Below are 25,416 nucleotides of genomic sequence, written 5' to 3'. Positions count from 1 at the left end.
GTCGCACGCAGCGGCGACGGGGTTTCGGAAAAGAGTCGGGGTCGGTGGCGATGGGTCGGACGTTCCGGATCAAGGTGCGCATGCGCCGCTTCAGGCGACAGTACCCCAAGATTGCCTTCGCGATCCGCTCCTTCATGATCTTCTCGGCGACCTTCGGCGGCGCCTATGGTTTCGTCACAGGCAGCCGCTCCGAGAATTCCGGCTACGATCCCAACACATTCGCGATCGGCGCGAGCTTCCTGTTCGCCCTCGCCTGCCTCGGCCTTGCGACGCTCAGCATGCGGCTGCGCTTCGTCAACAAGCGGATGCGCGCGCTCGCCGCTCACAACGAAGCGTTGATCGACCGCAATTGGGAATTGAAGGAAGCCGAAGAACGCGCCCGCAGCCTGTTCGAGCAGCAGGGCGATTTGATCGTGCTGCGCGACCACCAGGGCCGCATCACGTTCGCCAACGAGGCCTATTGCGCGCTCGCAGGACAGGCGCGCGGCGCGCTGGTCGGCACGCGCTTCGATTTCGACCTGCTGGAGCAGGGCGACAGCGCGCGCGAGAGCAACGGCACGCGCATCCACGACCAGAAGATCGCAACGCCGCTCGGCGCGCGCTGGATCGCCTGGCGCGAGGGTTTCGTACGCCTCGATGCCGGCCAGCCCGCCGAATTGCAGAGCGTGGGGCGCGACGTCACTGACCGCACCGAGACCGAACGCGCCCTGTCCGACGCGCGCGACCAGGCCGATGCCGCCAATCGCGCGAAATCGCGTTTCCTTGCTATGGCGTCGCACGAGATCCGCACACCGCTGAACGGCATCATCGGCATGGGCGGGCTGTTGCTCGACACCAATCTGACGCCGGAGCAGGCGACCTACGCGAAGGCCGTGAAGACCTCCGGCGAAGCGTTGATGGCCCTGATCGAGGAACTGCTCGATTACTCCAAGATCGAGGCCGGCAAGCTCGATCTCGAGCAGCGTCCCTTTGCGCTCTCCACCCTGATCGAGGAAATCACCGAGTTGCTGGCGCCGCGCGCGCAGGCCAAGACCCTCGAGATCGCCGCCTATGTCGACGAGCGCCTGCCGCTGGAGGTGGTCGGCGATGCCGCGCGGTTGCGCCAGGTGCTGCTCAACCTCGCCGGCAACGCCATCAAGTTCACTGCGCGCGGCGGTGTCGCGCTGATCGTCGAGCCCGGCATCTGGCCGAACGAGATCAGCTTCCTGGTTCGCGATACCGGCATCGGCATCGCAGCCGAAGCGCAGCAGCGCATCTTCCGCGAATTCGAGCAGGCCGACGAGCGCGTCGCCCGCACCTACGGCGGCACCGGGCTTGGGCTGGCCATCAGCGAGCGCATCGTCAAGCGCATGGGCGGACGCATCACGCTCACGAGCGAGCCGGGCAAAGGCTCGACCTTCGAGGTCGCGATCCCGCTCGCGGCGTCGCAGGCCGGCGCGGGACAGACGGCGTTCCCGAGCCCCGATCTTGCCGGCAAGTCGATCCTCCTCGTCGCCGACGGCATCGAGGCGTCACTGATCGCGCGGCGCCTGGAGCGCTGGGGCGGCCAGATCTGCATGGTGACGGACGCAGCTGTCGCGGAGGCGCTGCTGCCGGAACGCTCATGGCATGCAATGCTGGTCGACCGCGCGATCGGTGCTGCCGTTGCCGACCATCTGGGCGAAATGGCCCGGACGCATGCGCTACAGCGCCTCGTGCTGCTGACCTCGAGCTCGCGCCACGAGAAGATTTCGCCTGCCTTCACCGGCTTCCTGGTGAAGCCTTTGCGCGCGGCCTCGCTCGCCGCACGCCTGTCGCTGACGCCGGAGGTCGCCTCGCCCGATCTCGCGCCGGAGCCGCCGGCTGGCGCCGGCGCAACGCCGGCGAGGGGCCTTTCAATCCTCGTTGCCGAGGACAACGAGATCAACGCGTTGTTGATGCGCTCGCTGCTGGCCAAGCTCGGTCATCGCGTCGTCATCGCCGTCCATGGCGAGGCCGCGCTGGAATCCTGGCTCGCCGCTTCGTCGGCCGGGACGCCCTATGATCTCGTCCTGATGGACATCCAGATGCCGCGTCTCGATGGCATCGAGACGACAAAGCGCATCCGCGCCCACGAGGCGGCCACCGGCGGCAGCCGCACGCCGATCCTCGCGCTGACTGCCAATACGCTGGTGGAAGACCGCTACGCCTGCTTCGAGGCGGGTATGAACGGATTTCTGATCAAGCCGCTCGATCGCGACAAGCTGGACGAGGCGCTGACCGGGCTTGCCGCGTCACGGCAGCTGGCAGTCTGATCCCGAAAGTCCCGGGAACCTCAGCTCTGCCGGCAATCGATAATTGAAATCGATCGCGTTGCACGTCACCATCCTCCTGGGGGCCGTCATTCGGGAAGAGGATGTCGCGCATGAACGTGCCTTGCCGCCTCGCCGCCATTGTCCTGCTCTGCGGGTTTCCCCAAGCAACCACCGCGTCCGACACGCCGGACCTGATCGCCTCGCTCAAGCAAGGCGGCTACGTCCTGGTGTTTCGGCATACCGCCACCGACGACAGCCAGAAGGATGTCTACCCCTTCAAGGTCGACGACATGGGCGCCCAGCGTCAGCTCAGTGAAAAAGGCAGGGACGCGGCACGCCGGATCGGTGAGGCGATCGGGCTGCTCACAATCCCGATCGGCGATGTCTACACCAGCAGGCTGAACCGCGCGATCGAGGCCGGCAAGCTGATCTCCGGCCGCGAGGTCAAGCCGGTCGATGCCTTGACGGACAGCAGCAACGCCAGCGGGTCGGGAATGGCCAACCCGAGCGGTGCCAATGCAAAGGCCGGATCGGCGGTGCGTCAGCTCGTCGACGCGCCTCCGAAGGCAGGCACAAACACCTTTCTGGTCACCCACAAGACGAACATCGCCGATGCCTTCGGCAAGGACGCCGGTGACGTCCAGGAAGGCGAGGCCTTCGTTTACCAGGCCAACGGCTCCGGCCTCGCTACCTTTGCCGGGCGTATCAAGTCCGCGGATTGGATTGCCAAGGCCGGCAAGTGATACGCTTCCGCTCTCGCTGATCGATGGTGGGCACGGCGCTTTGCGCCTTTGCCCACCCTACGGCACCTCGGCCTACAGCCTTCGCAGCGCCACGCTCTCCACCACGTGGTCGGCGCCCTTCTTCAGGATCAGCGTCGCGCGGGGGCGGGTCGGCAAGATGTTGTCCTCGAGATTGGCGAGGTTGGTGCGCTCCCAGATCGCGATCGCGGTCGCGGTCGCTTCCTCGTCCGACAGCAGCGCATAGCGGTTGAAGTAGGATTTGGGATTGGTGAACGCGGTGTCGCGCAGCGCCAGGAAACGCTTGATGTACCACCGCCGCAGCGCCGCTTCGTCGGCGTCGATATAGACCGAGAAATCGAAGAAGTCCGAAACCACCGGCACCGCCTTGCCGTCACGCGGCAACTTGCCGGTTTGCAGCACGTTGACGCCTTCGACGATCAGGATGTCCGGCTGATCGATCTCGGCCCACTGGTTCGGCACGATGTCGTAGGTCAGATGCGAATAGACCGGCGCGCGCACATGGTGGCGCCCGGCCTTGATGTCGGAGAGGAAGCTGAGCAGCAGCGGCAGGTCGTAGCTCTCCGGAAAGCCCTTTTTCTGCATGATGCCCTGCCGGTCGAGCACGGCGTTCGGATAGAGAAATCCGTCCGTCGTGATCAATTCGACCTTGGGCCGCGGCGACCAGCGCGCCAGCAGCGCCTGGAGCACGCGGGCGGTGGTGGATTTTCCGACCGCGACCGAACCGGCGACGCCGATGATGTAGGGCATCTTGCGATCGCGGATGTTGAGGAACTGGCGCTCCGCGTAATACAGGCGCTGCATCGCATCGACATAGATCGACAGCAGGCGCGACAGCGGAAGGTAGATGTCCTCGACCTCCTGCAAATCGAGGCGATCATGCAGCGAGCGCAGGCGGTCGAACTCGCCCGGCTCCAGCGTCATCGGCGTATCGTCGCGCAAGCGCGCCCACTGCTCGCGCGTGTAGACGCGGTACGGATTGTACTGCTGCTCGGGTGCGCGGATATCCATGACGCCGCCTTTCCGTTGCCCTGCTCAATCGCTTTTGCGCGACGCCTTTTCTTCCAACCCTGACATCGAGGTGCGCTTGCCCAGCGCGGCCTCGACCTCGTCCAGCTTTACGCCGCGCGCCTTGAGCAGCACAAGGAAATGATAGAGCAGATCTGCGCTCTCGGCGATCAGATGCGCGCGATCGTTTTCGACTGCTGCGATTACGGTTTCGACTGCTTCCTCACCGAACTTCTTGGCGCAATGTTCGGCGCCCTTGTCCAGGAGCTTGCGGGTATAGGAGGCCTCGCCTCCGGCCGCCGCGCGGGCGTCGATGGTCTCGGCCAGATCGTGGATCGTGAAACGCGGCATCGGAATTACTCAGAAACACGCTTGGCAACACACTTGCCGACGGAGGCCATTCCCCGTCGGCCTGTGTAGCATTTTTACGAACGGGAGTCGTCAGGCATCGAGGCGCATGGGCAGTCCACGCCGGGCCATGTGCTCCTTGGCCTCGCGGATGGTGAATTCCCCGAAGTGGAAGATCGAGGCGGCCAGCACGGCCGTGGCATGCCCGTCGCGGATACCGTCGACGAGGTGGTCGAGATTGCCGACGCCGCCCGAGGCGATCACGGGGACGGGAACGCTGTCGGCGATCGCCCGGGTCAACGGGATGTCGAAGCCTTGCCGGGTGCCGTCCCGATCCATCGAGGTGAGCAGGATTTCACCGGCACCGAGCGAGACCACTTCCTGGGCGTATTCGATGGCGTCGATGCCGGTCGAATTGCGGCCACCATGGGTGAATATCTCCCACCGCTCGCCGCCCGGGCGCTTGACGCGCTTGGCGTCGATCGCAACCACCACGCACTGCTCGCCGAACTTTTCGGCGGCTTCCTTGACGAACTCGCGCCGCGACACCGCGGCGCTGTTGATCGAGACCTTGTCCGCGCCGGCGCGCAGCAGTGTCTTGATGTCGTTGACCTCACGCACGCCGCCGCCGACGGTGACGGGCATGAAGCAGGCCTCCGCCGTACGCCGGACCACGTCCAGCATGATGCCGCGGTTCTCATGGGTCGCGGTGATGTCGAGGAAGGTCAGCTCGTCGGCCCCGGCCGCGTCATAGGCGATCGCGGCTTCGACCGGGTCGCCGGCATCGCGCAGATCGACGAAGTTGACGCCCTTGACGACGCGGCCGTCCTTGACGTCGAGGCAGGGGATCACGCGCACCTTGAACATGTGTCAGCTCCCAGGCGCGCGCGCGTTGCGGATCAGGGTCAGGGCGGCGGCGGGATCGAGCCGGCCGTCATAGAGCGCACGGCCGGCGATCGCGCCAGCGAGCTTCTTGGCGCGCGGCGTCAGCATCGCCTTGACGTCCTCGATCGAGGCGAGGCCGCCGGAGGCGATCACGGGGATGGAGATGGCGTCGGCCAGCGCAATGGTCGCGTCCAGGTTCAGGCCCTTGAGCAGGCCGTCGCGCGCGATGTCCGTGAAGATGATGGCGGCAACGCCGGCATCCTCGAACCGCTGTGCGATCTCCAGCACCGTGACCTGCGAGGTCTCGGCCCAGCCTTCGACGGCGACCTTGCCGTCGCGGGCATCGAGCCCGACCGCGACGCGGCCGGGGAATTTCTTCGCCGCCGCCTTCACCAGCTCAGGATCGCGCACCGCGGCGGTGCCGATGATGACGCGGGTGATGCCCTTGTCGAGCCAGGCTTCGACGGTCTTGAGATCGCGAATGCCGCCGCCGAGCTGCACCGGGATATTGATCGTCTTCAGCATCGCCTCGACGGCCTCAGCGTTCACCGGCTTGCCGGCAAAGGCGCCATCGAGATCGACGACATGGAGATACTCAAAGCCCTGCTCGACAAAGCTCTGCGCCTGCGCGGCAGGATTGAGGTTGAACACCGTTGCACGCGCCATGTCGCCTTGCTCGAGGCGCACGCACCGGCCGTTCTTGAGATCGATCGCGGGAAAGAGAATCACGGTTTCCATCGCAAAAAGTTCGAGATCAGGGCCAGCCCGAAACGCTGGCTCTTCTCGGGGTGAAACTGCGTGCCGATGGCGGTGTCCTTGCCGACGATCGCGGTGACGGGACCGCCGTAGTCGGCGCGCGCGAGCACGTCCGCCTCGCTGGCAGCGTTGAGGTGGTAGGAGTGCACGAAATAGGCGTGCTGGCCCTTGGGGCCGAGCGGCAGCTTGTTCAGCACCGGATGCTCCTTCAGCACCTCGAGCGTATTCCAGCCCATGTGCGGGATCTTCAGGTTCTCGTCGCGCGGCGTGATCTTCTCGACGTCGCCGCCGATCCAGTTCAGGCCTTCGGTGATGACATGTTCCTTGCCGCGGCTCGCCATCAGCTGCATGCCGACGCAGATGCCGAAGAACGGGCGCGCCTTGACGCGCACCGCCTCGGTGATGGCCTCGACCATGCCGTTGACGGCATCAAGCCCGCGCCGGCAATCGGCGAAGGCGCCGACGCCCGGCAGCACCAGGCGGTCGGCCTCGTAGGCCTGATCGGGATCGCTGGTGACGAAAACCTTTTGCGGATTTTCGAGGCTGCGCGCGGCGCGCTCGAAGGCTTTCGCGGCGGAATGAAGATTGCCGGAACCGTAATCGATGATGGCGACGCTCATCTTGACCCTCCCGGTTCTGGAAACAATCCAATGATGCCGCCGGCCGGAATGGGCGGCGGGTTCGAGAATTGTTGACCCGGCACGCCGCGGGTCGGTGGCGGGCCGCCGCGATCGACGGCCCATTGATCGTTGACGATGCCGTGCTGCTTCTGGCTCCAGCGCTCGAAGAAGCGGCGCTCGGCGGTGTCCTCGTCGTCGGCAATCACGACGTCGAGCTGGCGCCATTTGCCGCGCGACAAGGTCCAGCGGCGCAGGCTCGAGGCTTCAAAGCCCATCAGCAGCGCGACGACGATATTGGCCAGGAAGATCGACCTGCGGCCAACACCGAGGCTGTGCAGCCCGGCATCGAATGCCGCCAGGAAGATGATCCATCCGATCAGGGCCAGCCAGAGCCTGTTCCAGAGCAGCCAGAACGGGCCTAACACCATCGCCCAGAAATGGAAGCCGTCGCGCACGAAGACGAACTTGTCGGTCGCGCGCAGATCGGCTCCGGCAGGGGAGGGAGCATGAACTGTGTAGACAGGCATGGTGATGCCCCGTTCTCTGAATTCAGTGAAACTGCAAGCCGCGCGTGTCGCCGCGAGACAGAATGTCAGCCGCCGAGCGAGCCCTTGGTGGACGGGATTTCACCCACAGCCTTCGGATCGATCGCGACCGCCGTCCGCAGCGCCCGCGCCAGACCCTTGAAGCAGGACTCGGCGATATGGTGGCTGTTATCGCCATATAGGGTCTCGACGTGCAGAGTCACGCCGGCGTTCATGGCGAAGGCCTGGAACCACTCGCGCACCAGCTCGGTGTCGAACTCGCCGATCTTGTCGCGGGGGAAATCAGCCTTGAACACCAGGAACGGGCGGCCCGAGATGTCGATGACCACGCGCGACAGCGTCTCGTCCATGGGCATGTGCATGCCGGCATAGCGGGTGATGCCCGCCATGTTGCCGAGCGCCTGCTTGACCGCCTGGCCGAGCGCGATGCCGGTGTCTTCGGTGGTATGGTGATAGTCAATGTGCAGATCGCCCACTGCCTTGACCGTGAGGTCGATGCGGGAATGGCGGGCGAGGAGATCGAGCATATGGTCGAAAAAGCCGATGCCGGTCGCGATATCGGACACGCCGGTGCCATCGAGGTTCACGGTGACCTCGATGTCGGTTTCCTTGGTCTTGCGCTTGATCGTCGCGGTGCGCATTGAAACTAGCTCTCATCCTGGCTCGGGGCCGAAAACGCCGGTCTTTTAACAGCCAAATGACGCCTTCGCTACCGCGGGATCGCCTTGGCTGGGCGGCACTTCCACCTATGGTGAGCGAATTGGGGCCGGAGCGGCCCGTTGTGCCCCGGTTGTCCCCTTGCCCCCGACCGCCTAAATCAGGCCGGACAACGAGGTACTTCATGCAGGATTCCCAGAACAGCTCGCCGGGCTGGCACGGCACCACGATTTTGACGGTCCGCAAGGGCGGCAAGGTGGTGGTCGGCGGCGATGGCCAGGTCTCGATCGGCCAGACCGTGATCAAGTCCAACGCCAAAAAGGTCCGCAAGCTCGGCAAGGGCGACGTCATCGGCGGCTTTGCCGGCGCGACCGCCGACGCCTTCACGCTGTTTGAGCGGTTGGAAGCCAAGCTCGAGCAATATCCGGGGCAGCTGACCCGGGCCGCGGTGGAGCTCGCCAAGGACTGGCGCACCGACCGCTATCTGCGGCGGCTGGAGGCCATGATGATCGTGGCCGACAAGGATGTCTCCCTGGTGCTGACAGGCACCGGCGACGTGCTCGAGCCCGAGGCCGGCGTCATGGCGATCGGCTCCGGCGGCAACTACGCTCTGGCAGCGGCGCGGGCCCTGCTCGACACCGACAAGGACGCCGAGACCATCGTCCGGCGCTCCCTCGACATCGCCGCCGATATCTGCGTCTACACCAACCGCAACCTGACCATCGAGAGCCTGGCGACCGACTAGAGCATGGCACCTTCCTACGGCTTCCGCCCGATGACCGCGGCCGATTTGCCGCTGATCCGGCGGTGGCTGGGTGAGGCACATGTCCGGGAATGGTGGGGCGATCCGGACGAGCAGCTTGCGCTCGTGAGCGGCGACCTCATTGAACCGGCGATGGACCAGTTCATCGTGTTGGCCGCGGATCGCCCCTTCGGCTATCTTCAGTGCTACAGCCTGACCGCCTGGAATACGGGCTTGGGGCCGCAACCGGAGGGCACGCGTGGAATCGACCAGTTCATCGGCGACGGCGACATGATCGCACGCGACCATGGCTCGGCGTTCATCCGCCAATTCGTCGATGCGCAGTTGCGAAACGGCCTGCCGCGCATCGTCACCGATCCCGATCCACTCAACGCGCGTGCCGTGCGCGCCTATGAGAAGGCGGGCTTTGTCCGCGACCGCGTGGTCGAGACTCCAGACGGAGCGGCACTGTTGATGGTGCGTGAGCCGTGACGTTGACCAGCGCGCAACAAAGCAAGATCGCATTTCCACCGCTCGCCTGGGTCGGCATCGCGCTGCTGCTATTGGCGCTGCAGGCCTCCATCCTGTTCGCGATGGGACGGGTGCCGATCTGCACCTGCGGTTACGTCAAGCTCTGGCATGGCGTGGTGAACAGCTCGGAGAATTCGCAGCACATCGCGGACTGGTACACCTTCTCGCACATCCTGCACGGCTTCCTGTTCTATGGCCTGACCTGGCTGCTGTTCGCGCGGCTGCCATTGCTGCAGCTCTCTCTTCCAAGTTTATCCTGGCCGGCACGGCTGATCATCGCCATGCTGATCGAAGGCGCCTGGGAGATCGTCGAGAACTCACCCTTCATCATCGAGCGCTACCGCGCCGGCACGATCTCGCTGGACTATTTCGGCGACAGCATCGTCAACTCGGTCTCTGACAATCTGGCCATGATGCTGGGGTTCCTCGCCGCGCGCGTGCTGCCCGTGACGGTGACCGTCCTGCTCGGGCTCGGCTTCGAGATCATGCTGGCGTTGCATATTCGCGACAATCTGACGCTGAATATCCTGATGCTGATCCATCCGATCGAGGCCGTGAAACAATGGCAATCCGGTCCGCCCATCATCTGACGGTTGAAAAAGCGGCTTGTCCCGGCCCGCATCTGATCCTAGCTAAGGTCCCATGACAGACTTCTCTCCCCGCGAAATCGTTTCCGAACTCGACCGCTTCATCGTCGGCCAGGCTGATGCCAAGCGCGCCGTCTCGATCGCCCTGCGCAATCGATGGCGCCGGCAGCAGCTCGAAGGCTCCCTGCGCGAAGAGGTGCTGCCGAAGAACATCCTGATGATCGGCCCCACCGGCGTCGGCAAGACGGAGATCGCGCGGCGGCTCGCCAGGCTCGCGAATGCTCCGTTCCTGAAGGTGGAAGCCACCAAGTTCACCGAGGTCGGCTATGTCGGCCGCGACGTCGAGCAGATCGTGCGCGATCTCGTCGAGGTCGCGATCGCCCAGGTGCGCGAGAAGAAGCGCAAGGACGTACAGGCGCGGGCGCAGCTCGCCGCCGAGGAACGCGTGCTCGATGCGCTGGTCGGCGCCAATGCCAGCGCGGCGACGCGGGAATCCTTCCGCAAGAAGCTGCGCGCCGGCGAATTGAACGACAAGGAAATCGAGGTCGAGACGCAATCGTCCGGCAGCGGCATGCCGATGTTCGAAATCCCGGGCATGCCCGGCGCGCAGATGGGCGCGATCTCGATCGGCGACATCTTCGGCAAGCTCGGCGGCCGCAGCAAGACGCGGCGGCTGACGGTGGAAGGCTCGCACGAGATCCTCGTCAACGAGGAATCCGACAAGCTGCTGGACACCGACCAGCTGACGCTGGAGGCGATCAGCGCGGTCGAGAACAACGGCATCGTGTTCCTGGACGAGATCGACAAGATCTGCGCGCGCGAAGGCCGTGCCGCCGGGGACGTCTCGCGCGAAGGCGTGCAGCGCGATCTGCTGCCGCTGATCGAAGGCACCACGGTCTCGACCAAGCACGGCGCGGTGAAGACCGACCACATCCTGTTCATCGCGTCCGGCGCTTTCCACGTCGCCAAGCCGTCCGACCTGCTGCCGGAATTGCAGGGCCGCCTGCCGATCCGCGTCGAATTGCAGGCGCTGACCCGCAACGACATGCGGCGCATCCTGACCGAACCAGAGGCCTCGCTGATCAAGCAATATGTCGCCTTGATGCAGACCGAGGGCGTGACGCTCGACATCACCGACAGCGCCATCGACGCGCTCGCTGACGTCGCGGTGGCCGTGAACTCCACGGTCGAGAACATCGGCGCACGGCGGCTTCAGACCGTGATGGAGCGGGTGCTGGACGAAATCTCCTTCACGGCCCCCGACCGCAGCGGCGAGACCGTCCGGGTCGATGCCGACTTCGTGCAGAAGCATGTCGGCGACCTCGCCAAGAACGCGGATCTGAGCCGGTTCATTTTGTGATTTTGGGCTGCCGCGCTATCTAGGAAGCCGTCGTCCTGGCGAAAGCCAGGACCCATTACCCCAGCGGTTTCTTGTTAGAAAAGATTGCGGCCCTAGCCTTGGCTCATAGCAAACATTCGTGGGTATGGGTCCCGGCTTTCGCCGGGACGACGTTGGATGCGCGCCGGGTGCCGCTTGCCCGCTAGCATCCAGCAAAGCCCCTGGCGGCTGCTGCTCGCGATCAACGCCGCAATCATCGTCGGCGTGTTCATCCACAAGATCCAGCTGCCGCCTTACGTCCCCTACATCCACCTCCTCGTCGACTACCATTTCGGCTTCATCAAGCGCGCGCTGATCGGGGCGATCGTCGCGCTGTTCACGGCCAAGGTGCCGGTGTGGGCCGTGTTCGCGCTCGGCGGCGCGACCTGGCTGGTAACGCTCGGGCTGTACGCAAGACTGTTCCAGAAGACGTTCGGCTTCACCGCGACGACGCTGCCACTGTTCGTCTTCATCGCGGGCTCGCCGTTCTTCCTGAAGAATTTCATGCACACGCTCGGCCATTTCGACATCTATGGCTGCGCGCTGGCGATCATCCTGCTGCTGATGCCGGCGGGCTCGCTTCTGTTCGTGGCTTTGGCCGCGCTGTTCTCGATCGTTCTCGTGCTGATCCATCACATCCATCTCTTGATGTATGTGCCGACCATCATCACCATCGTCGTGATCAGGCACTATCTGACTTATGGCTACAACCGGTCCAACATCGCATTCGGCGTCATCGCATTCGCCATCGTCTCGGCACTGTTCTTCGCGGCACAATTCCTGGGAACGATGCCGATCCCGGAGGCGGATTTCGTCGCGTATCTGAAGACGCGAATGGCCGACCCCTCGCGGACCGATCTCTTGCAATTCGGCTACATCTGGTACCAGCCGCTGGCGAAGGAGATTTCGGACACCTGGGGCCGCCTGCCGCACAACATCCTCGGCGTGCCCGTGTTCGCACTGCTGATCTGGCTGCACACGCCGCTGTGGCGCTATTTCGCGAACCTGATCGGCGCGCTCGCCAGCGAGATGCACCGGCGTCTCGTGATCGCAACGTTGATCGGAATCAGCCTCGCCTATCTCGTGATGTTCGCAATGGTGTTCGACTATTCGCGCTGGATCTCGAACTGGGCGGTCTGCATGGTCCTGATCCTGCATGCGGTGAAGATGCTGCCCGCCGGACGGGACGCGCCGCTCATTCCGGCGGAGGATCGGAAGACCAATATCTTCGGCGTGATCGTCACACTGATCCCGCGCGTCGGAATCGTGCGGCCGTTCTAAAACCTCGCCCGCCTGATCCGGACATACAGCGCGCCCTCGCCGCCATGGCCGATATGCGCGGTCTCGAAGCCGACGACGAAGGCGCGGAATTCCGGCAGGCTCAGCCATTCCGGCACCTGGCGACGCAGCACGCCGCTTTCGCCGCCGCTCCGTCCCTTGCCGGTGATGACGAGCACGAAGGTCAGGCCGTCGTGATGGGCGCGGTGCAGGAAGCCGGTCAGGGCACGATGAGCGCGCATCTGGGTCATGCCGTGCAGATCGAGCCGCGCCTCGATCTCGCTGCGCCCGCGCGACAGTTTTGTGCGCTCGCGCTTGCCGAGCGGTGCCAAAGGCGGGACGGACGGCTTGGCGACACGCGGCGCCGGCGCCGCGGCAACCGGCCGGGGCGATGACGCGGGCCGCGTGGCGGTCGCTGCCGGCGACGGCTCGGCACGCGGCGCGGCACGCGTCTTCGCCGCGCGATGCTTCCGGAGCGGCTTGACCTGCCTTGCGACGAGATCCCAGAGCTCGCGCTCCTCCTCGCTCAGCGCGCGGCGACGCGGCAAGGGACGAGGCTCCAGCACGGGCGGACGGGACGATCGCTTCATTGCTGCCGATGGGAACGATTCTTCACCGGCCGACGCGGCTCTTGAACCGGCTCGATCACGGGACGCGGCACCGGTAGCGGAACGGGGCCGGCAATGGCAACCGTTTCGTTCTTGCCTGGCGTCGCGGCTGCAGCAGGCGTGCCCGTCTTGCCGGGATCGGTCTGCGGAAACAGCTTTGCGATCTTTTCCGAGGGCCGCGGATCCGGCACGGGCAACCTCGCAGCGCGCACGGCGGGATCGAGGCCTTTCGGCACCAGCATCACAAAATGCATGGGGTGACGCAGCCGCCCGGAGACGCGGCCGGCCTCCTGACCGGCGCCGAAGTAGAGATCGGCGCGCGCAGGTCCAATGATGGCCGAACCGGTGTCCTGCGCGATCATCAGCCGATGGAACGGCGTCTTCGACCGCTCGGAATCGATCGGCAGCTCGCCTTCGATGAAGAACGGCGTGCCGTAGACATGCAGTGCCTTGTCGACGGCGATCGAGCGGCCGGCCGTGAGCGGAATCCCTTGCGCGCCGACCGCCTCTTCCTTGTCGGACAGATTGACCTCGCGGAAGAAGATGTAGGCGCGGTTCTGGCGGCGCAGCTCCTTGGCACCATCAGGGTTCTGCGCCATCCACTCCCTGATCTTCTGCATCGACATCTCTTCCTTCGGAATGATGCCGCGCTCGATCAGGATGCGCCCGACGGCCGTGTAGGGATAGCCGTTATAGGCGTCGTAATTGAGCCGGACCGTGCCGCCGTCGTCGAACTTGATCCGCGCCGAGCCCTGGATCTGCGCGAACAGCAGATCGGTCGGGTCCTTCAGCCAGGCTATCTCCAGCCCGCGGCCGGCGATCTTGCCGTCCTCGATCTCGCCGCGATCGTAATAGGGCACCAGCTTGCGGCGGCCGATCTTGCGATAGACCGGGCCCTTGTTGGGCAGGCTGACCGAATCCTGCTTGTAGCCGCGCACGAACAGGTTCGAGGGGCGTCGATAGACCGGAACGTTGAAGACGTCGGTCTGGGTGCGCGATCCCTCCAGCACCGGCTCGTAATAGCCGGTGACGAACCCGTCGGGCTCGCCGAGACGCGAGATGCGCAGCGGCGCAAAATTCTCCTCGAAGAAAGTCTTGGCCCTGGCGTCGTCGGTGAGCTCGAGCGATTTGGCGGCCCGGCAGGGTTCGCTCAGTGATGCGCCAAGTGCTTTGGATTCGGCCTTCGGCTCAGGCGCGCCGGCCTGTGCATTGATGGTGCGGCAGCTGGCGCGAAAGGTCTTGTAGGCGGCGAGATGATCGTCGTCGCTCCAGCCCTTCACGTCCACCCAGGCCAGCGGCAGATATTGCGCGCCGGGGATTTCGAACGGCAGCAGAAGCTGCGGATAGGGCAGGGCCCGCGGGGGGATCGCCGGCAATGCCGGGGCGTGGTGGTGATGGTTGCGATAGTGACGCCGCGCCGCCTCGGCGCCCAGCGAAAACGACGATAGCGCGACGACACTTGCGCAAAGCGCCGCCGCGCTATTCTTCAGGAAACCCTTAATTCGCGCTTCCGGTGCCAACCAGCTTCCAGTTCGGATCGCGAGAGGTGGTGTCGCGGGCGAAAGTCCAGATGTCGGTGATGTCGGCGACCGTGTCGGCACTGCCGTCGACGATGTTGCCGGCCTTGTCGCGGGTGGCCGAGATCATCTGCGAGACGAAGCGGATCGTGAGCTGGGCGGTGCGGTCGCGCAGCTCGGCGCCGACCAGCTCGGCCTTGTCGATCGAGACGAAGCGCGTCTCGGTCTTCTGCTCGTTCTTCTCGCGCTCCTTGATCGCGGCGTCGAAGCTTTCATAGACCTCGGCGGACAGGAGGTCGCGCAGCGCGCGGCGGTCGCCATTGGCAAAGGCGAGCACGATCATCTCGTAGGCGCCGCGGGCGCCCGAGATGAAATGGCGCGGATCGAAGGTGGAGTCCTTGTCGACGATGGCATCGAGGCCCTGCGCCAGCGCAGTGCCCGGCTCGGTCAGGCCCTTCCAGCGGTCGGAGGGCGGGGTCGGCTCGGCCGTGGGCGCCAGCGGGGCCTGGTCGATCACCTTGCCCGGCATGGTCACGACGTTCTTCTCCTGGGCGCCCTGGAGCGCGTTGCGGTCGAACGGCGGCCGTTCGTTACCCGTGCGCTGCCCCAGCACGCTGCGCAGCCTCAGGAAGATGAAGACCGCCAGCGCCAGGAAGATGATGGTGTAGATGTCCACGTCGTATTCGCTTTCTGGTCTTTGCTTTGGGGTCGTCGCCGGGAAAATCAATCCGGCCAGTAGACCGTTCCGTACGGGAACGGCAAGTCTACATCACCATGTTAGGTCCGCCGCGTCAGGTCCGTGGGATGTAGGCACGAAATCTTGCCCGGCCAATGGCGCCTTTTGGCACAGCATCCAGTGTAGCGCGTTTTATGCTTAAGGGGAAACCCGATCCTGCCCGGAAATCGCGCATCTTCAATCGTTTAAGCCGCGATTTCGAATAAAGGGCGGGGTAAACGTCACAGTTGCGGGCGCGGCCCGAATCCGCCATCCGGGACCGTTCGTCCTTGTGGAACGAGGTGGCCCTATGTTAGCCAACCGCCGCGAAATTCAGCCCCAATCGGGTAAGGAGACACTCAGATGACCAACGGTAACGGCACCCCTCCCGAGGCGGCCCAGGCTCCCCAGCTCAACGTGCTGGCGCAATATACCAAGGACCTGTCGTTCGAAAATCCGAACGCGCCGGGCTCGCTCCAGCAGCAAAGCCAGCCTCCCCAGATCAACATCCAGATCAATGTCAGCGCCAACAACCTCAGCGAACAGGAGTTCGAGGTGACGTTGTCGGTCGAAGGCAAGGCCGAGACCGCCGGTAAGATCATGTTCTCGTTCGAGCTCGCCTATGCCGGCGTGTTCCGCATCGCGAACGTGCCGAAGGAGAACCTGCATCCGCTGGTCATGATCGAGTGCCCGCGCCTGCTGTTCCCGTTCGCCCGCGAGATCATTGCCACGGCCGTGCGCGACGGCGGGTTCCCGCCCCTGATGTTGGACCCGGTCGATTTCGTCGGTCTCTATCGCCAGAACATGGAGCGGCAAATGGCCGCCCAGGGTCAGGCCGGCCAGGCCTAACTACAAAGCCTAACTGACAGGCCTAACCAGCCGGAGGGGCCGCTGGAGCGGGCAAAAACTCGTTCCAGATCGCCTTGTCGCCGAGCGTCGCGATGAAGGCCCGATGGGCCTCGCGCTCGGCATCGGAAACCCGCGGCGCGAGCGGCACGGACCGCTGCCGCCGCGGCGCGTCGCCAGCTGCATTGACTCTGATGTCCTCGGCTTCCGAAGCCAGAAGCAGCTGCGACTGCCGCGCCCCGACCAGATCGACATAGACTTCCGCGAGCAGTTCGGCGTCGAGCAGCGCGCCGTGCTTGGTGCGGTGTGAATTGTCGATCGAATAACGCGAGCAGAGATCGTCGAGCCGGTTCGACACGCCGGGATGCTTGCGCCGCGCCAACAGCAGCGTGTCGACCAGCCGCTCACGCGGGATCGCCGCACGCTTGATCTTGTCGAGCTCGGCATTGATGAAGCCGATGTCGAACGAGGCGTTGTGGATCACCAGCGGCGCGTCGCCGATGAATTCCAGAAACGCATCGGCGACCTCGTGGAACAGCGGCTTGGTCGACAGGAATTCCGCCGACAGTCCGTGCACCGCAAAGGCTTCCGCCGGCATGTCCCGCTCGGGGTTGATATAGACGTGGTACGTCTGTCCCGTCGGCATGCGATTGAAGACCTCGACGCAGCCGATTTCGACCAGACGATCGCCACGGAGCGGATCGAGGCCGGTGGTTTCGGTGTCGAGAACGATTTCACGCATGATTTTAAGACGCCGTGTGGGGGCGGCGAATCAGGCCCGCCGCTGCGGCATCTTAACGACCTCGGCCAGGATGTGCGCGATCTGGGCGCGCACGGGCTCAAGTCCGTGTGACGTATCCACCACGAAATCGGCCCGCTTGCGCTTCTCGGCGTCCGGCGTCTGCTTGGCAATGATGGCGTCGAGTTTTGCCTCGTCCATCGTGCCGCGCGCCAGCACCCGCTCGCGCTGCAGTTCCGGCGACGTCGAGACCACGACCACGGCATCCATTCGCTTCTCGCCGCCGGTCTCGAACAGCAGCGGAATGTCCAGCACCACGACCGGCGCGCCGGCAGCTTCCGCATCGGCGAAGAATTTTTTCCGGGATTCGCCGAGCATCGGGTGGACGATCTGCTCGAGCTGCTTGATGGCGGCGGGATCATGCACCACGCGCGCGGAGAGTTTTGGCCGGTCCACCTTGCCGTTCGCGGTGGTCCCGGGAAAGGCGGCCTCGATCGCGGGGGCTGCCTCGCCCTCATAGAGCTGATGGACGGCGGCATCGGCGTCGTAGACGGGAACACCGGCCTCCGCGAACAATTTCGCGGTGGTGGATTTGCCCATCCCGATCGAGCCGGTCAGTCCGAGGATCCGCATCAAGCCACAGCCATCTCTGTCATTCACACCGCAACTAGCCGCTCGCGCCGCAGGAACGCAAGCAGCGGCAGCAGCGGCAGGCCGAGAATGGTGAAGTGGTCGCCCTCGATGCGCTCGAACAGATGGATGCCGAGGCTTTCGAGCCGATAGGCGCCGACGCTGGTGGTGACGGTATCGCCGGCGGCGTCGAGATAGGCCGAAAGCTCGGCCTCGGTCATCGGCCGCATGGTCATGCGGGCCACCGAGACATCCTCGAAGACAATCTTGCCGTCGTGCGCCACGGCCACGGCGGAGCTCAGCTCATGGCTCTGGCCGGCGAGATCGCGCAATTGCGCCAGCGCCTGCGCACGGCCGACGGGCTTGTTGAAGAGACGGTTCCCAAGGGCCAGCGTCTGATCGGCCCCGATCACATAGCTCCCGGGATGATGCGCCGAGACGGCTTTGGCCTTCTCGCGCGCCAGCAACAGACCGATGTCGCGCGGGTTCGAAAGCTTCGACGCAGCCTGAATGCCACGCTCGTCGATATCCGCCGTAATCGCCTTGAACTCCAGCCCGGCATTGGCCAGCAGCATTTTGCGCGCGCTGCTCTGCGAGGCCAGGATCAACGGAGATTTGCCGAGCCACAGACCCATCGCGAGACTATTCCGAGGGACGGTTGCGCTGGCGGTCGGTGTAGAGCTTCATGATCGCCGCGGCGGTTTCCTCGATCGAGCGCCGCGTGACATCGAGCAGCGGCCAGTCATGCTTGGCGCTGAGCTTGCGCGCAAACGCGACTTCCTCGGTGACCGACTGCCTGTCGGTGTAGGTCTCGCTGCCGGACTCCGCACCCATGGAAAGCAGGCGGTTCTGGCGAATCTGGATCAGCCGTTCCGGTGTCGCATGAAGGCTTACGACCAGTGGCCGCGTCAGCTTCCCCAATTGCTCCGGCACCGGAATGCCGGGCACCAGCGGCACGTTGGCGGTGCGGATGCCGCGATTGGCGAGATAAATCGACGTCGGCGTCTTCGACGTTCGTGACACACCGACGAGCACGACGTCTGCATCGTCGAGGCCTTCGACGTGCTGACCGTCGTCATGGATCATCGTGTAGTTGAGCGCATCGATGCGCTTGAAATATTCCGCGTTGAGGACGTGCTGGGCGCCAACGCGTCCCGTGGTCGCAGCGCCAAGATAGGCCTCGAACAACTGCATCACCGGCCCGATGATCGACAGGCTCGGAACGTTGATCCCCTTGCACTTGTCCTCGAGCCGCGAAACCAGATCCTTCTCCAGCAGCGTAAACAGCACGATCCCCGGTGCTTCCTCGATCTCGTCGAGCACGCGATCGAGCTGCTTCTGGCTGCGCACCAGCGGATAGACGTGCTCGACCGGGGTCACGTTGGCGTATTGCGCGGCGACGGCGCGTGCGACCGTGATCAGCGTCTCGCCGGTGGAGTCGGAGACGAGGTGCAGATGGAAATAATTGTTCGAGGTGGGCACAAAAACTCTTTGGATGAAGGCGGGGTGGCGTGTGGATTTCTGTGGACCTTAACCCCTCGGAAAGGGTTGTGCGACACCAGGGGCGGGACAAGTGCCAATTTTCTTCACACTGCTGCCCGTCAGGACAAGTCTGGCGCCCTCGCGCCACGGAAACGGGATTGCGCGGACAACCCCCTTGATAAGCTGCCGACAGAAGCGCGCAAGCCCTTGAAGCTGGCCGACTTATCGCAAGTCGCCGGAGCTATCAGGGATATGTTGATGGATGTGAACAAGCGCGGGTGAACGCGCGGACGGAATTGCGTGAGTCCAATCCACGGTCACATAGACTCAAACCTTAAGAATCTAAGATTCTAGATTTGAGGAAGGCGCTACGGACGGATATGTGTGCAGGGTAAGACCTTAACGAGTTCTTACTATCCCCAGCGTTCCCTGCGCTGGGCGGAAATGCGGGCGCAGAAAATGTTCGACGACGTCTATCACTGGATCAAGGCGCTGCACGTGATCGCCGTCATCTCCTGGATGGCGGGCATGCTCTATCTGCCGCGGCTGTTCGTCTATCATTGCGAGGCTGAAATCGGCTCGAAGCAGTCCGAAACGTTCAAGATCATGGAGCGCCGGCTGTTCAAGGCGATCATCAACCCCGCCATGATCGTGACCTGGCTGGCCGGTCTCTATCTCGCCTGGTCGGGCCATTGGTTCGCCTCCGGCTGGCTGCACGTAAAACTGGCACTGGTCCTGGCTATGTCTGCGGTCCACGGCTTTTTTTCGCGCTGGCTGAAGGACTTCGCTGCCGACCGGCGCCCCCGAACTCAGAAATTCTATCGAATAATCAATGAGGTGCCGACTGCTCTGATGATTTTCATCGTGATCATGGTGATCGTGAAGCCGTTCTAGGCAAGGCCCGTGACGAATCGCTCAGCGCTTCGGCTTGCGGAGCATGGAGCGATTTTCTATATTAGCGATATCCCACCCAACGCAGGCGGATGTGGTTGTGTCTGAGCTTTCCAGAGGCCGGACACCGCATCAGGTTTGAAGCCCCTACCGGCACTCTCCTTGCCAGACCTGCGGACCTTATCTTCTCACGTCCGCATTTCAGAGCCTCCTCGCACCCCTCCCAAGGTTACCCCACAGGACCACCCCAATGCGGGAAATTAAACTTCAGGACCTCAAGTCAAAGACGCCGGCCGAGCTCGTCTCGTTCGCGGAAGAGCATGGGGTCGAGAACGCCAGCACGATGCGCAAGCAGGAGCTGCTGTTCGCCATCCTCAAGCAGCTTGCGCTCGCCGAGACGGATATCGTCGGTGAGGGCGTCGTCGAGGTGCTCTCCGACGGCTTCGGCTTCCTCCGCTCGCCCGATGCCAATTATCTGCCGGGTCCGGACGACATCTACGTTTCGCCCTCGCAGATCCGCCGCTTCGGCCTGCGCACCGGCGACACCATCGAAGGCCATATCCGCAGCCCGAAAGAGGGCGAACGCTATTTTGCGCTGCTGAAGGTCAACACGCTCAATTTCGAGGACCCGGAAAAGGCCAAGCACAAGGTCAATTTCGACAACCTCACGCCTCTGTTTCCGAATCAGCGTTTCCGCATGGAAATCGACGATCCGACGCGGAAAGACCTCTCCGCACGCGTGATCGACATCGTCGCGCCGATCGGCAAGGGCCAGCGCGCGCTGATCGTCGCGCCGCCGCGCACGGGTAAAACCGTGCTGATGCAGAACATCGCGCATTCGATCACGCACAATCACCCCGAATGCTATTTGATCGTGCTGCTGATCGACGAGCGTCCGGAAGAAGTCACGGACATGCAGCGCTCGGTGAAGGGCGAGGTCGTGTCCTCGACCTTCGACGAGCCGGCGGTGCGCCACGTCCAGGTCGCCGAGATGGTGATCGAGAAGGCCAAGCGTCTGGTCGAGCATGGCCGCGACGTCGTGATCCTGCTCGATTCGATCACCCGCCTCGGCCGCGCCTACAACACCGTGGTGCCGTCATCCGGCAAGGTGCTGACCGGCGGTGTCGACGCCAACGCGCTGCAGCGCCCGAAGCGCTTCTTCGGTGCCGCCCGTAACATCGAGGAGGGCGGCTCGCTGACCATCATCGCGACCGCGCTGGTCGATACCGGCAGCCGCATGGACGAAGTCATCTTCGAAGAGTTCAAGGGCACCGGTAACTCGGAACTGATCCTGGACCGCAAGGTCTCGGACAAGCGCACCTTCCCGGCGATCGACATCTCCCGCTCCGGCACCCGCAAGGAGGAGCTCATCACCGATCCGCAGGTGCTCAAGAAGATGTACGTCCTCCGCCGCATCCTCAATCCGATGGGCACGATGGACGCGATCGACTTCCTGCTCGACAAGCTGCGCTCGACCAAGAGCAATTCGGAGTTCTTCGACTCCATGAACACCTGAGTGCGGTGCAGCAAGAATTCAAAGGGCGCCTTCGGGCGCCCTTTTTGGTTGTGCGGGTTTGTTGCAGCGAAGGTGCAGCATGACGAGCGGCCGCAAAGCACATCCCGGTCTTTAGGAAGATATTGATATCTCTATCGAATACTTGACTTTGATTACTGGTCGTCCGGGGGACTGAGGCGGCTTTGCAGCAAAACGCCACGCTCATATTGCACTGCAATAAGGATACTGCTGCGGGCCGGAGCGCAGCAAAATAGGGGCCGCCACGGGGGCCGTTTGCCTTTTCGACGCCAGCCGGACAAATAGGCCATGCATCCGCGAGACCAGACCATCTTTGCGCTGTCGTCCGGCCGGGCGCCGAGTGCGATCGCCGTGGTGCGGGTGTCGGGCTCGCAGGCCAGCCTGGTCCTGACGACGCTCGCGGGGAAGCTGCCGGCGCCGCGGCAGGCGAGCCGCCGGCTGCTCCGCGACGCCTTGGGCCAGCCGATCGACGATGCGGTCGTGCTCTGGTTTCCGGGGCCGGGCAGCGCGACCGGCGAGGATATCGCCGAATTTCACGTCCATGGCGGCCGGGCGGTGCTGGGCGCGCTTCTTGCTGATATTTCGGTAATTCAGAATACGCGCACGGCCGAGCCGGGCGAGTTCACGCGGCGCGCCTTCGAGAACGGCAAGCTCGACCTCACCGAAGCCGAGGGCCTCGACGATCTCATCCACGCCGACACCGATCGCCAGCGTCGCCAGGCGCTGCGCCAGTTGCAGGGCCTGCTCGGGGACCGCGCGCGCGACTGGCGCGAGCGCATCATCGAGGCCTCGGCGCTGATCGAAGCCGGCATCGATTTTTCCGATGAGGGCGATGTGCCGGCGGAGCTGAGGGCGCCGGCGGTGAAGGCGATCAAGGCCCTGCATGACGAAATCACAAAAGTCCTTGCGGCACAGGGACATTCTGAACGGCTGCGTGACGGCCTGGTGGTTGCGATCGCGGGCGAGCCGAACGTCGGCAAGTCGACGCTGATGAATCAGCTTGCGCGCCGCGAGGTCGCGATCGTCTCGCCGCATGCCGGCACGACGCGCGACGTGATCGAGGTCCAGCTCGATCTCGATGGCTATCCCGTCACGGTCATCGACACCGCCGGCATTCGCGAGACGGATGATCCGGTCGAGCAGGAGGGCGTGCGCCGCGCGCGAGCCCGGGCCGAGGACGCCGACCTCGTGCTGTGGCTGGTGGAGGGGGAGCAAGCCGTCGATCCCGATGCGATGCGGTCGCTGAAGTCCGGCGGCTCGATCTGGATCGTGCGCAACAAGATCGATGTCGGCGGGATCGGGGCGGCCGATCAAAGCGGCGAGTTCGGGATCTCGGCGAGCCGGGGCGATGGCATCCCCGAGCTGGTCGAGGCCCTCGTGAAATTTGCGGCCGAGTTCTTCGGCGGCAGTGAGGGTGCTGTAGTGACCCGGGCCCGCCAGCGGGACCTGTTGAACCGCGCGTCAGACAGCTTGCGCCGGAGTCTGGAACTTGTAGAAGACGGCGAAGAGCTGGCCGCCGAAGAGCTGCGCGCTGCCGCTTATGCCCTGGGCCGGCTACTGGGCCGGGTGGACGTCGAGGACGTCCTCGGGGCGATTTTCCAGAAATTCTGTATCGGAAAGTAGCGCTAGTTCTTCAGTCTAGAACTAGCGCTTGCTCCATTGTTTGCGTTTCACGCGAAACAGCAATGAGATGGTTCTGGTCCGTTTCACGTGAAACACCAGCTTGTCCGTCCCGGTATGTTTCACGAGAGACAGCGGCTTGATTTTCCGGTTTCAGCCCCGGCGGTTCGGTCGCGTGGTCTGATACTGACGGGCGATGAGAGTTTTGTGGACCCACCTTTCAATCTCGCCATTGCGAGGAGCCCTTGCGACGAAGCAATCCAGAATCCCTCCGCAGAGGCATCCTGGATTGCTTCGCTACGCTCGCAATGGCGCGCGGCGTGCGGTTCCCGCTTTCCATTGATCTCCAGTCTGGCGGTGTGACGGCACCGAGGTCACCCTCGCATCCCCGGACCTATTTTCGTTTCACGTGAAACAGCAGTCCGAACAACGCCCGTTCTACTGTGCATGGGGTTGTTTTCGCGAAACTGTATTCGAGGCCCCGGCACCCGCCCTGTTTCACGTGAAACATCCGCTTCACCAGTTTCTACTTCCGGCTTTCCCGTCGCTGAGATAGAAGTCCGCTCATGCGAACAGAGCGAGAGAGCTTCGACGTCATCGTGATTGGCGGCGGTCATGCCGGCTGTGAAGCCGCGGCTGCTGCTGCCCGGATGGGTGCGACGACCGCTCTGGTGACGCACCGTTTCTCCACCGTCGGCGCGATGTCCTGCAATCCCGCCATCGGGGGGCTCGGCAAGGGCCATCTGGTCCGCGAGGTCGATGCCCTCGATGGTCTGATGGGCCGGGTGGGCGATGCCGGCGGCATCCAGTTCCGCGTTCTCAACCGCCGCAAGGGCCCCGCTGTCCGTGGTCCCCGGGCCCAGGCGGATCGGAAGCTCTATGCGGCGGCGATGCAAGCCGCGATCCGGGAGACTGAGGGTCTCTCCGTCATCGAAGGCGAGGCTGACGAGCTGATCGTGGTCGAGGGACGGGTGACCGGGCTGCGCCTGGCGGACGGCCGGGAGCTTCGCGCAGGGGCTATCGTTGTCACCACCGGGACCTTCCTGCGCGGTCTGATCCATCTCGGTGAGAAGAATTGGCCCGCCGGACGGGTCGGTGAGGCGCCTGCAATGGGTCTTTCCAGCTCCTTCGAGCGCGCCGGCTTCACCCTCGGACGGCTCAAGACCGGCACTCCGCCGCGTTTGGACGGCACCACGATCGACTGGTCGGCGGTCGAAATGCAGCCCGGCGACGAGCCGCCGGAGCCGTTCTCGGTCATGACCGAGCGGATCACGACCCCGCAGATCCAGTGCGGGATCACCCGGACGACGTCTGCGACCCATGAGGTGATCCGGGCGAACGTCCATCGCTCTCCGATGTACTCCGGCCAGATCAAGAGCTCCGGACCGCGCTATTGTCCCTCGATCGAGGACAAGATCGTCCGCTTCGGCGATCGCGACGGCCACCAGATCTTCCTGGAGCCGGAGGGGCTCGACGACAGCACGGTCTATCCCAACGGCATCTCGACCTCGCTGCCTGAGGAGGTTCAGCTCGCGATCCTCGCCAGCATCCCTGGTCTGGAGCGGGTGAAGATGGTCCGCCCGGGCTATGCCATCGAATACGACCACATCGATCCCCGGGAGCTCGATCCGACCCTGCAGACCAAGCGCCTGCGCGGTCTGTTCCTGGCCGGGCAGATCAATGGCACCACTGGCTATGAAGAAGCCGCCGGGCAGGGCATCGTGGCCGGCCTGAACGCGGCACTGGCTGCGAGCGGGGCCGCACTGACCGTGTTCGACCGTGCCGACGGCTATCTCGGTGTGATGATCGACGACCTCGTGACCCGCGGGATCAGCGAGCCCTATCGGATGTTCACTTCGCGGGCCGAATACCGGCTGACGCTGCGGGCCGATAATGCCGATCAGCGCCTGACCGAGAAGGGGATCGCTCTGGGCTGTGTCGGCAGTGCCCGGACCCAGCACCATCGCACCAAGATGGATGCCTTGAACGCCGCCCGGGCGCTCTCGAAGTCCCTGACCATCACCCCGAACGAGGCGATCAAGCACGGACTGTCGCTGAACCGGGATGGCCAGCGCCGGTCGGCCTTCGAGCTGATGGCCTATCCCGATATCGGCTGGAGCCAGGTCCGCGCTATCTGGCCGGAGCTGTCCGCCATCGACCCCATCATCGCCACCCATCTCGAGATCGATGCGAAGTACGATGTCTATCTGGAGCGCCAGAGCGCCGACGTTGAAGCCTTCCGGCGCGACGAGGGGATGGTGCTGTCAGACGTCGACTACCAGCAGGTCCCCGGTCTCTCCAACGAGGTCCGTGCCAAGCTGGAGAAGGCGCGGCCGTTCACCGTCGGCCAGGCCGGCCGGATCGATGGCATGACGCCGGCGGCGCTCGGCATCCTCGCGGCCTATCTCCGCCGCGAGGCACGGAAGACCTCCAAAGCAATCGCATAAGCCAATCGCATAGGCGTT

The 25,416-nt window shown here is 64.2% G+C and carries 26 protein-coding genes; 12 read left to right on the top strand and 14 right to left on the bottom strand.

Annotated elements, in window-relative coordinates:
* Nucleotides 1-50 precede the first annotated feature (50 nt).
* Both RAD15_RS10495 and RAD15_RS10490 read left to right on the top strand, forming a co-directional pair.
* Nucleotides 51-2,273, top strand: coding sequence for an ATP-binding protein (locus tag RAD15_RS10495; RefSeq protein ID WP_458177393.1), 2,223 nt, complete (start codon nt 51-53; stop codon nt 2,271-2,273).
* Nucleotides 2,274-2,383: 110 nt separating this feature from the next.
* A complete protein-coding gene (locus tag RAD15_RS10490) occupies nt 2,384-3,016 on the top strand; it encodes a histidine phosphatase family protein (protein ID WP_458176986.1) in 633 nt (210 codons plus the stop codon).
* Nucleotides 3,017-3,088: 72 nt separating this feature from the next.
* Here RAD15_RS10490 and coaA read toward each other — a convergent pair whose 3' ends face one another.
* From coaA to hisB, 7 genes are all read right to left on the bottom strand, one after another.
* Nucleotides 3,089-4,045, bottom strand: coding sequence for a type I pantothenate kinase (gene coaA / locus RAD15_RS10485; protein ID WP_458176984.1), 957 nt, complete (start codon nt 4,043-4,045; stop codon nt 3,089-3,091).
* 24 nt (nt 4,046-4,069) lie between these two features.
* Nucleotides 4,070-4,393, bottom strand: coding sequence for a phosphoribosyl-ATP diphosphatase (locus RAD15_RS10480; protein ID WP_458176982.1), 324 nt, complete (start codon nt 4,391-4,393; stop codon nt 4,070-4,072).
* A 90-nt stretch (nt 4,394-4,483) separates the two neighbouring features.
* Nucleotides 4,484-5,257: an imidazole glycerol phosphate synthase subunit HisF gene (gene hisF, locus RAD15_RS10475; protein ID WP_458176980.1), complete on the bottom strand. Its 774-nt coding sequence runs from the start codon at nt 5,255-5,257 to the stop codon at nt 4,484-4,486.
* Nucleotides 5,258-5,260: 3 nt separating this feature from the next.
* Entirely contained in the window at nt 5,261-6,004 is a 744-nt protein-coding gene (gene hisA, locus RAD15_RS10470) for a 1-(5-phosphoribosyl)-5-[(5-phosphoribosylamino)methylideneamino]imidazole-4-carboxamide isomerase (RefSeq protein ID WP_458177391.1), read from the bottom strand.
* Nucleotides 6,001-6,651, bottom strand: coding sequence for an imidazole glycerol phosphate synthase subunit HisH (hisH, locus tag RAD15_RS10465; protein ID WP_458176978.1), 651 nt, complete (start codon nt 6,649-6,651; stop codon nt 6,001-6,003). Before hisH ends, hisA begins: the two co-directional genes overlap by 4 nt.
* Entirely contained in the window at nt 6,648-7,178 is a 531-nt protein-coding gene (locus RAD15_RS10460; protein WP_458176976.1) for a DUF2628 domain-containing protein, read from the bottom strand. The genes hisH and RAD15_RS10460 overlap by 4 nt, the downstream gene beginning before the upstream one ends.
* 65 nt (nt 7,179-7,243) lie before the next feature.
* Nucleotides 7,244-7,837: an imidazoleglycerol-phosphate dehydratase HisB gene (gene hisB / locus RAD15_RS10455; RefSeq protein WP_458176974.1), complete on the bottom strand. Its 594-nt coding sequence runs from the start codon at nt 7,835-7,837 to the stop codon at nt 7,244-7,246.
* A 200-nt stretch (nt 7,838-8,037) separates the two neighbouring features.
* Here hisB and hslV point away from each other — a divergent pair, with 200 nt between their 5' ends.
* From hslV to RAD15_RS10430, 5 genes are all read left to right on the top strand, one after another.
* Nucleotides 8,038-8,598 (top strand): ATP-dependent protease subunit HslV, encoded by a 561-nt coding sequence (gene hslV / locus RAD15_RS10450; protein WP_458176972.1) that lies wholly within the window; start codon nt 8,038-8,040, stop codon nt 8,596-8,598.
* 3 nt (nt 8,599-8,601) lie between these two features.
* A complete protein-coding gene (locus RAD15_RS10445; protein ID WP_458176970.1) occupies nt 8,602-9,087 on the top strand; it encodes a GNAT family N-acetyltransferase in 486 nt (161 codons plus the stop codon).
* Nucleotides 9,084-9,716: a DUF2585 domain-containing protein gene (locus tag RAD15_RS10440; RefSeq protein WP_458176968.1), complete on the top strand. Its 633-nt coding sequence runs from the start codon at nt 9,084-9,086 to the stop codon at nt 9,714-9,716. The genes RAD15_RS10445 and RAD15_RS10440 overlap by 4 nt, the downstream gene beginning before the upstream one ends.
* 52 nt (nt 9,717-9,768) lie before the next feature.
* Nucleotides 9,769-11,073, top strand: a complete 1,305-nt coding sequence (gene hslU, locus RAD15_RS10435) for an ATP-dependent protease ATPase subunit HslU (protein WP_458176966.1) — start codon at nt 9,769-9,771, stop codon at nt 11,071-11,073.
* Nucleotides 11,074-11,247: 174 nt separating this feature from the next.
* On the top strand, nt 11,248-12,372 hold the full coding sequence (locus RAD15_RS10430) for a hypothetical protein (RefSeq protein WP_458176964.1): 1,125 nt from the start codon (nt 11,248-11,250) through the stop codon (nt 12,370-12,372).
* Here the strand turns inward: RAD15_RS10430 and RAD15_RS10425 are convergent.
* From RAD15_RS10425 to RAD15_RS10415, 3 genes are read right to left on the bottom strand one after another with little or no spacing between them, the layout of a single operon-like run.
* Complete coding sequence (locus tag RAD15_RS10425) at nt 12,369-12,959, bottom strand: Smr/MutS family protein (RefSeq protein ID WP_458176962.1); 591 nt, start codon at nt 12,957-12,959, stop codon at nt 12,369-12,371. The two genes, RAD15_RS10430 and RAD15_RS10425, sit on opposite strands and share 4 nt — an antisense overlap.
* Nucleotides 12,956-14,497: a murein transglycosylase A gene (gene mltA / locus RAD15_RS10420; RefSeq protein ID WP_458176960.1), complete on the bottom strand. Its 1,542-nt coding sequence runs from the start codon at nt 14,495-14,497 to the stop codon at nt 12,956-12,958. The genes RAD15_RS10425 and mltA overlap by 4 nt, the downstream gene beginning before the upstream one ends.
* Entirely contained in the window at nt 14,475-15,170 is a 696-nt protein-coding gene (locus RAD15_RS10415; protein WP_458176958.1) for a Tim44/TimA family putative adaptor protein, read from the bottom strand. Before RAD15_RS10415 ends, mltA begins: the two co-directional genes overlap by 23 nt.
* Before the next feature lie 402 nt (nt 15,171-15,572).
* Between RAD15_RS10415 and secB the strand changes: the two genes are divergently transcribed.
* Entirely contained in the window at nt 15,573-16,058 is a 486-nt protein-coding gene (gene secB / locus RAD15_RS10410; RefSeq protein ID WP_458176956.1) for a protein-export chaperone SecB, read from the top strand.
* A 22-nt stretch (nt 16,059-16,080) separates the two neighbouring features.
* On the opposite strand, the gene dnaQ is transcribed toward secB, so the two are convergent.
* The 4 genes from dnaQ to RAD15_RS10390 are packed head-to-tail and all read right to left on the bottom strand — an operon-like array spanning nt 16,081 to nt 18,906.
* A complete protein-coding gene (gene dnaQ / locus RAD15_RS10405; RefSeq protein ID WP_458176954.1) occupies nt 16,081-16,797 on the bottom strand; it encodes a DNA polymerase III subunit epsilon in 717 nt (238 codons plus the stop codon).
* 30 nt (nt 16,798-16,827) lie between these two features.
* Nucleotides 16,828-17,427 carry a dephospho-CoA kinase gene (gene coaE / locus RAD15_RS10400; RefSeq protein ID WP_458176952.1) on the bottom strand — a complete coding sequence of 200 codons (600 nt, stop codon included), beginning with the start codon at nt 17,425-17,427 and terminating at the stop codon, nt 16,828-16,830.
* 23 nt (nt 17,428-17,450) lie between these two features.
* The gene (locus tag RAD15_RS10395) at nt 17,451-18,059 is read right to left on the bottom strand and encodes a Maf family protein (protein ID WP_458176950.1); all 609 of its coding nucleotides are present in this window, start codon (nt 18,057-18,059) and stop codon (nt 17,451-17,453) included.
* Between the two features lie 7 nt (nt 18,060-18,066).
* A complete protein-coding gene (locus tag RAD15_RS10390) occupies nt 18,067-18,906 on the bottom strand; it encodes a pyruvate, water dikinase regulatory protein (protein ID WP_458176948.1) in 840 nt (279 codons plus the stop codon).
* Nucleotides 18,907-19,365: 459 nt separating this feature from the next.
* On the opposite strand from RAD15_RS10390, the gene hemJ reads away from it, so the two are divergent.
* The 4 genes from hemJ (at nt 19,366) to mnmG (ending at nt 25,398) form a co-directional block, all read left to right on the top strand.
* On the top strand, nt 19,366-19,800 hold the full coding sequence (gene hemJ / locus RAD15_RS10385; RefSeq protein ID WP_458176946.1) for a protoporphyrinogen oxidase HemJ: 435 nt from the start codon (nt 19,366-19,368) through the stop codon (nt 19,798-19,800).
* 247 nt (nt 19,801-20,047) lie between these two features.
* Nucleotides 20,048-21,313: a transcription termination factor Rho gene (rho, locus tag RAD15_RS10380; protein ID WP_028133442.1), complete on the top strand. Its 1,266-nt coding sequence runs from the start codon at nt 20,048-20,050 to the stop codon at nt 21,311-21,313.
* A 306-nt stretch (nt 21,314-21,619) separates the two neighbouring features.
* On the top strand, nt 21,620-22,954 hold the full coding sequence (mnmE, locus tag RAD15_RS10375) for a tRNA uridine-5-carboxymethylaminomethyl(34) synthesis GTPase MnmE (RefSeq protein WP_458176944.1): 1,335 nt from the start codon (nt 21,620-21,622) through the stop codon (nt 22,952-22,954).
* 563 nt (nt 22,955-23,517) lie between these two features.
* Nucleotides 23,518-25,398: a tRNA uridine-5-carboxymethylaminomethyl(34) synthesis enzyme MnmG gene (gene mnmG, locus RAD15_RS10370; protein ID WP_458176942.1), complete on the top strand. Its 1,881-nt coding sequence runs from the start codon at nt 23,518-23,520 to the stop codon at nt 25,396-25,398.
* Nucleotides 25,399-25,416 lie beyond the last annotated feature (18 nt).

The sequence above is a fragment of the Bradyrhizobium sp. 14AA genome, from assembly GCF_054185205.1.
Note: the sequence above shows the minus strand (reverse complement) of the source record. Positions and strands in the feature narration are given on the sequence as shown.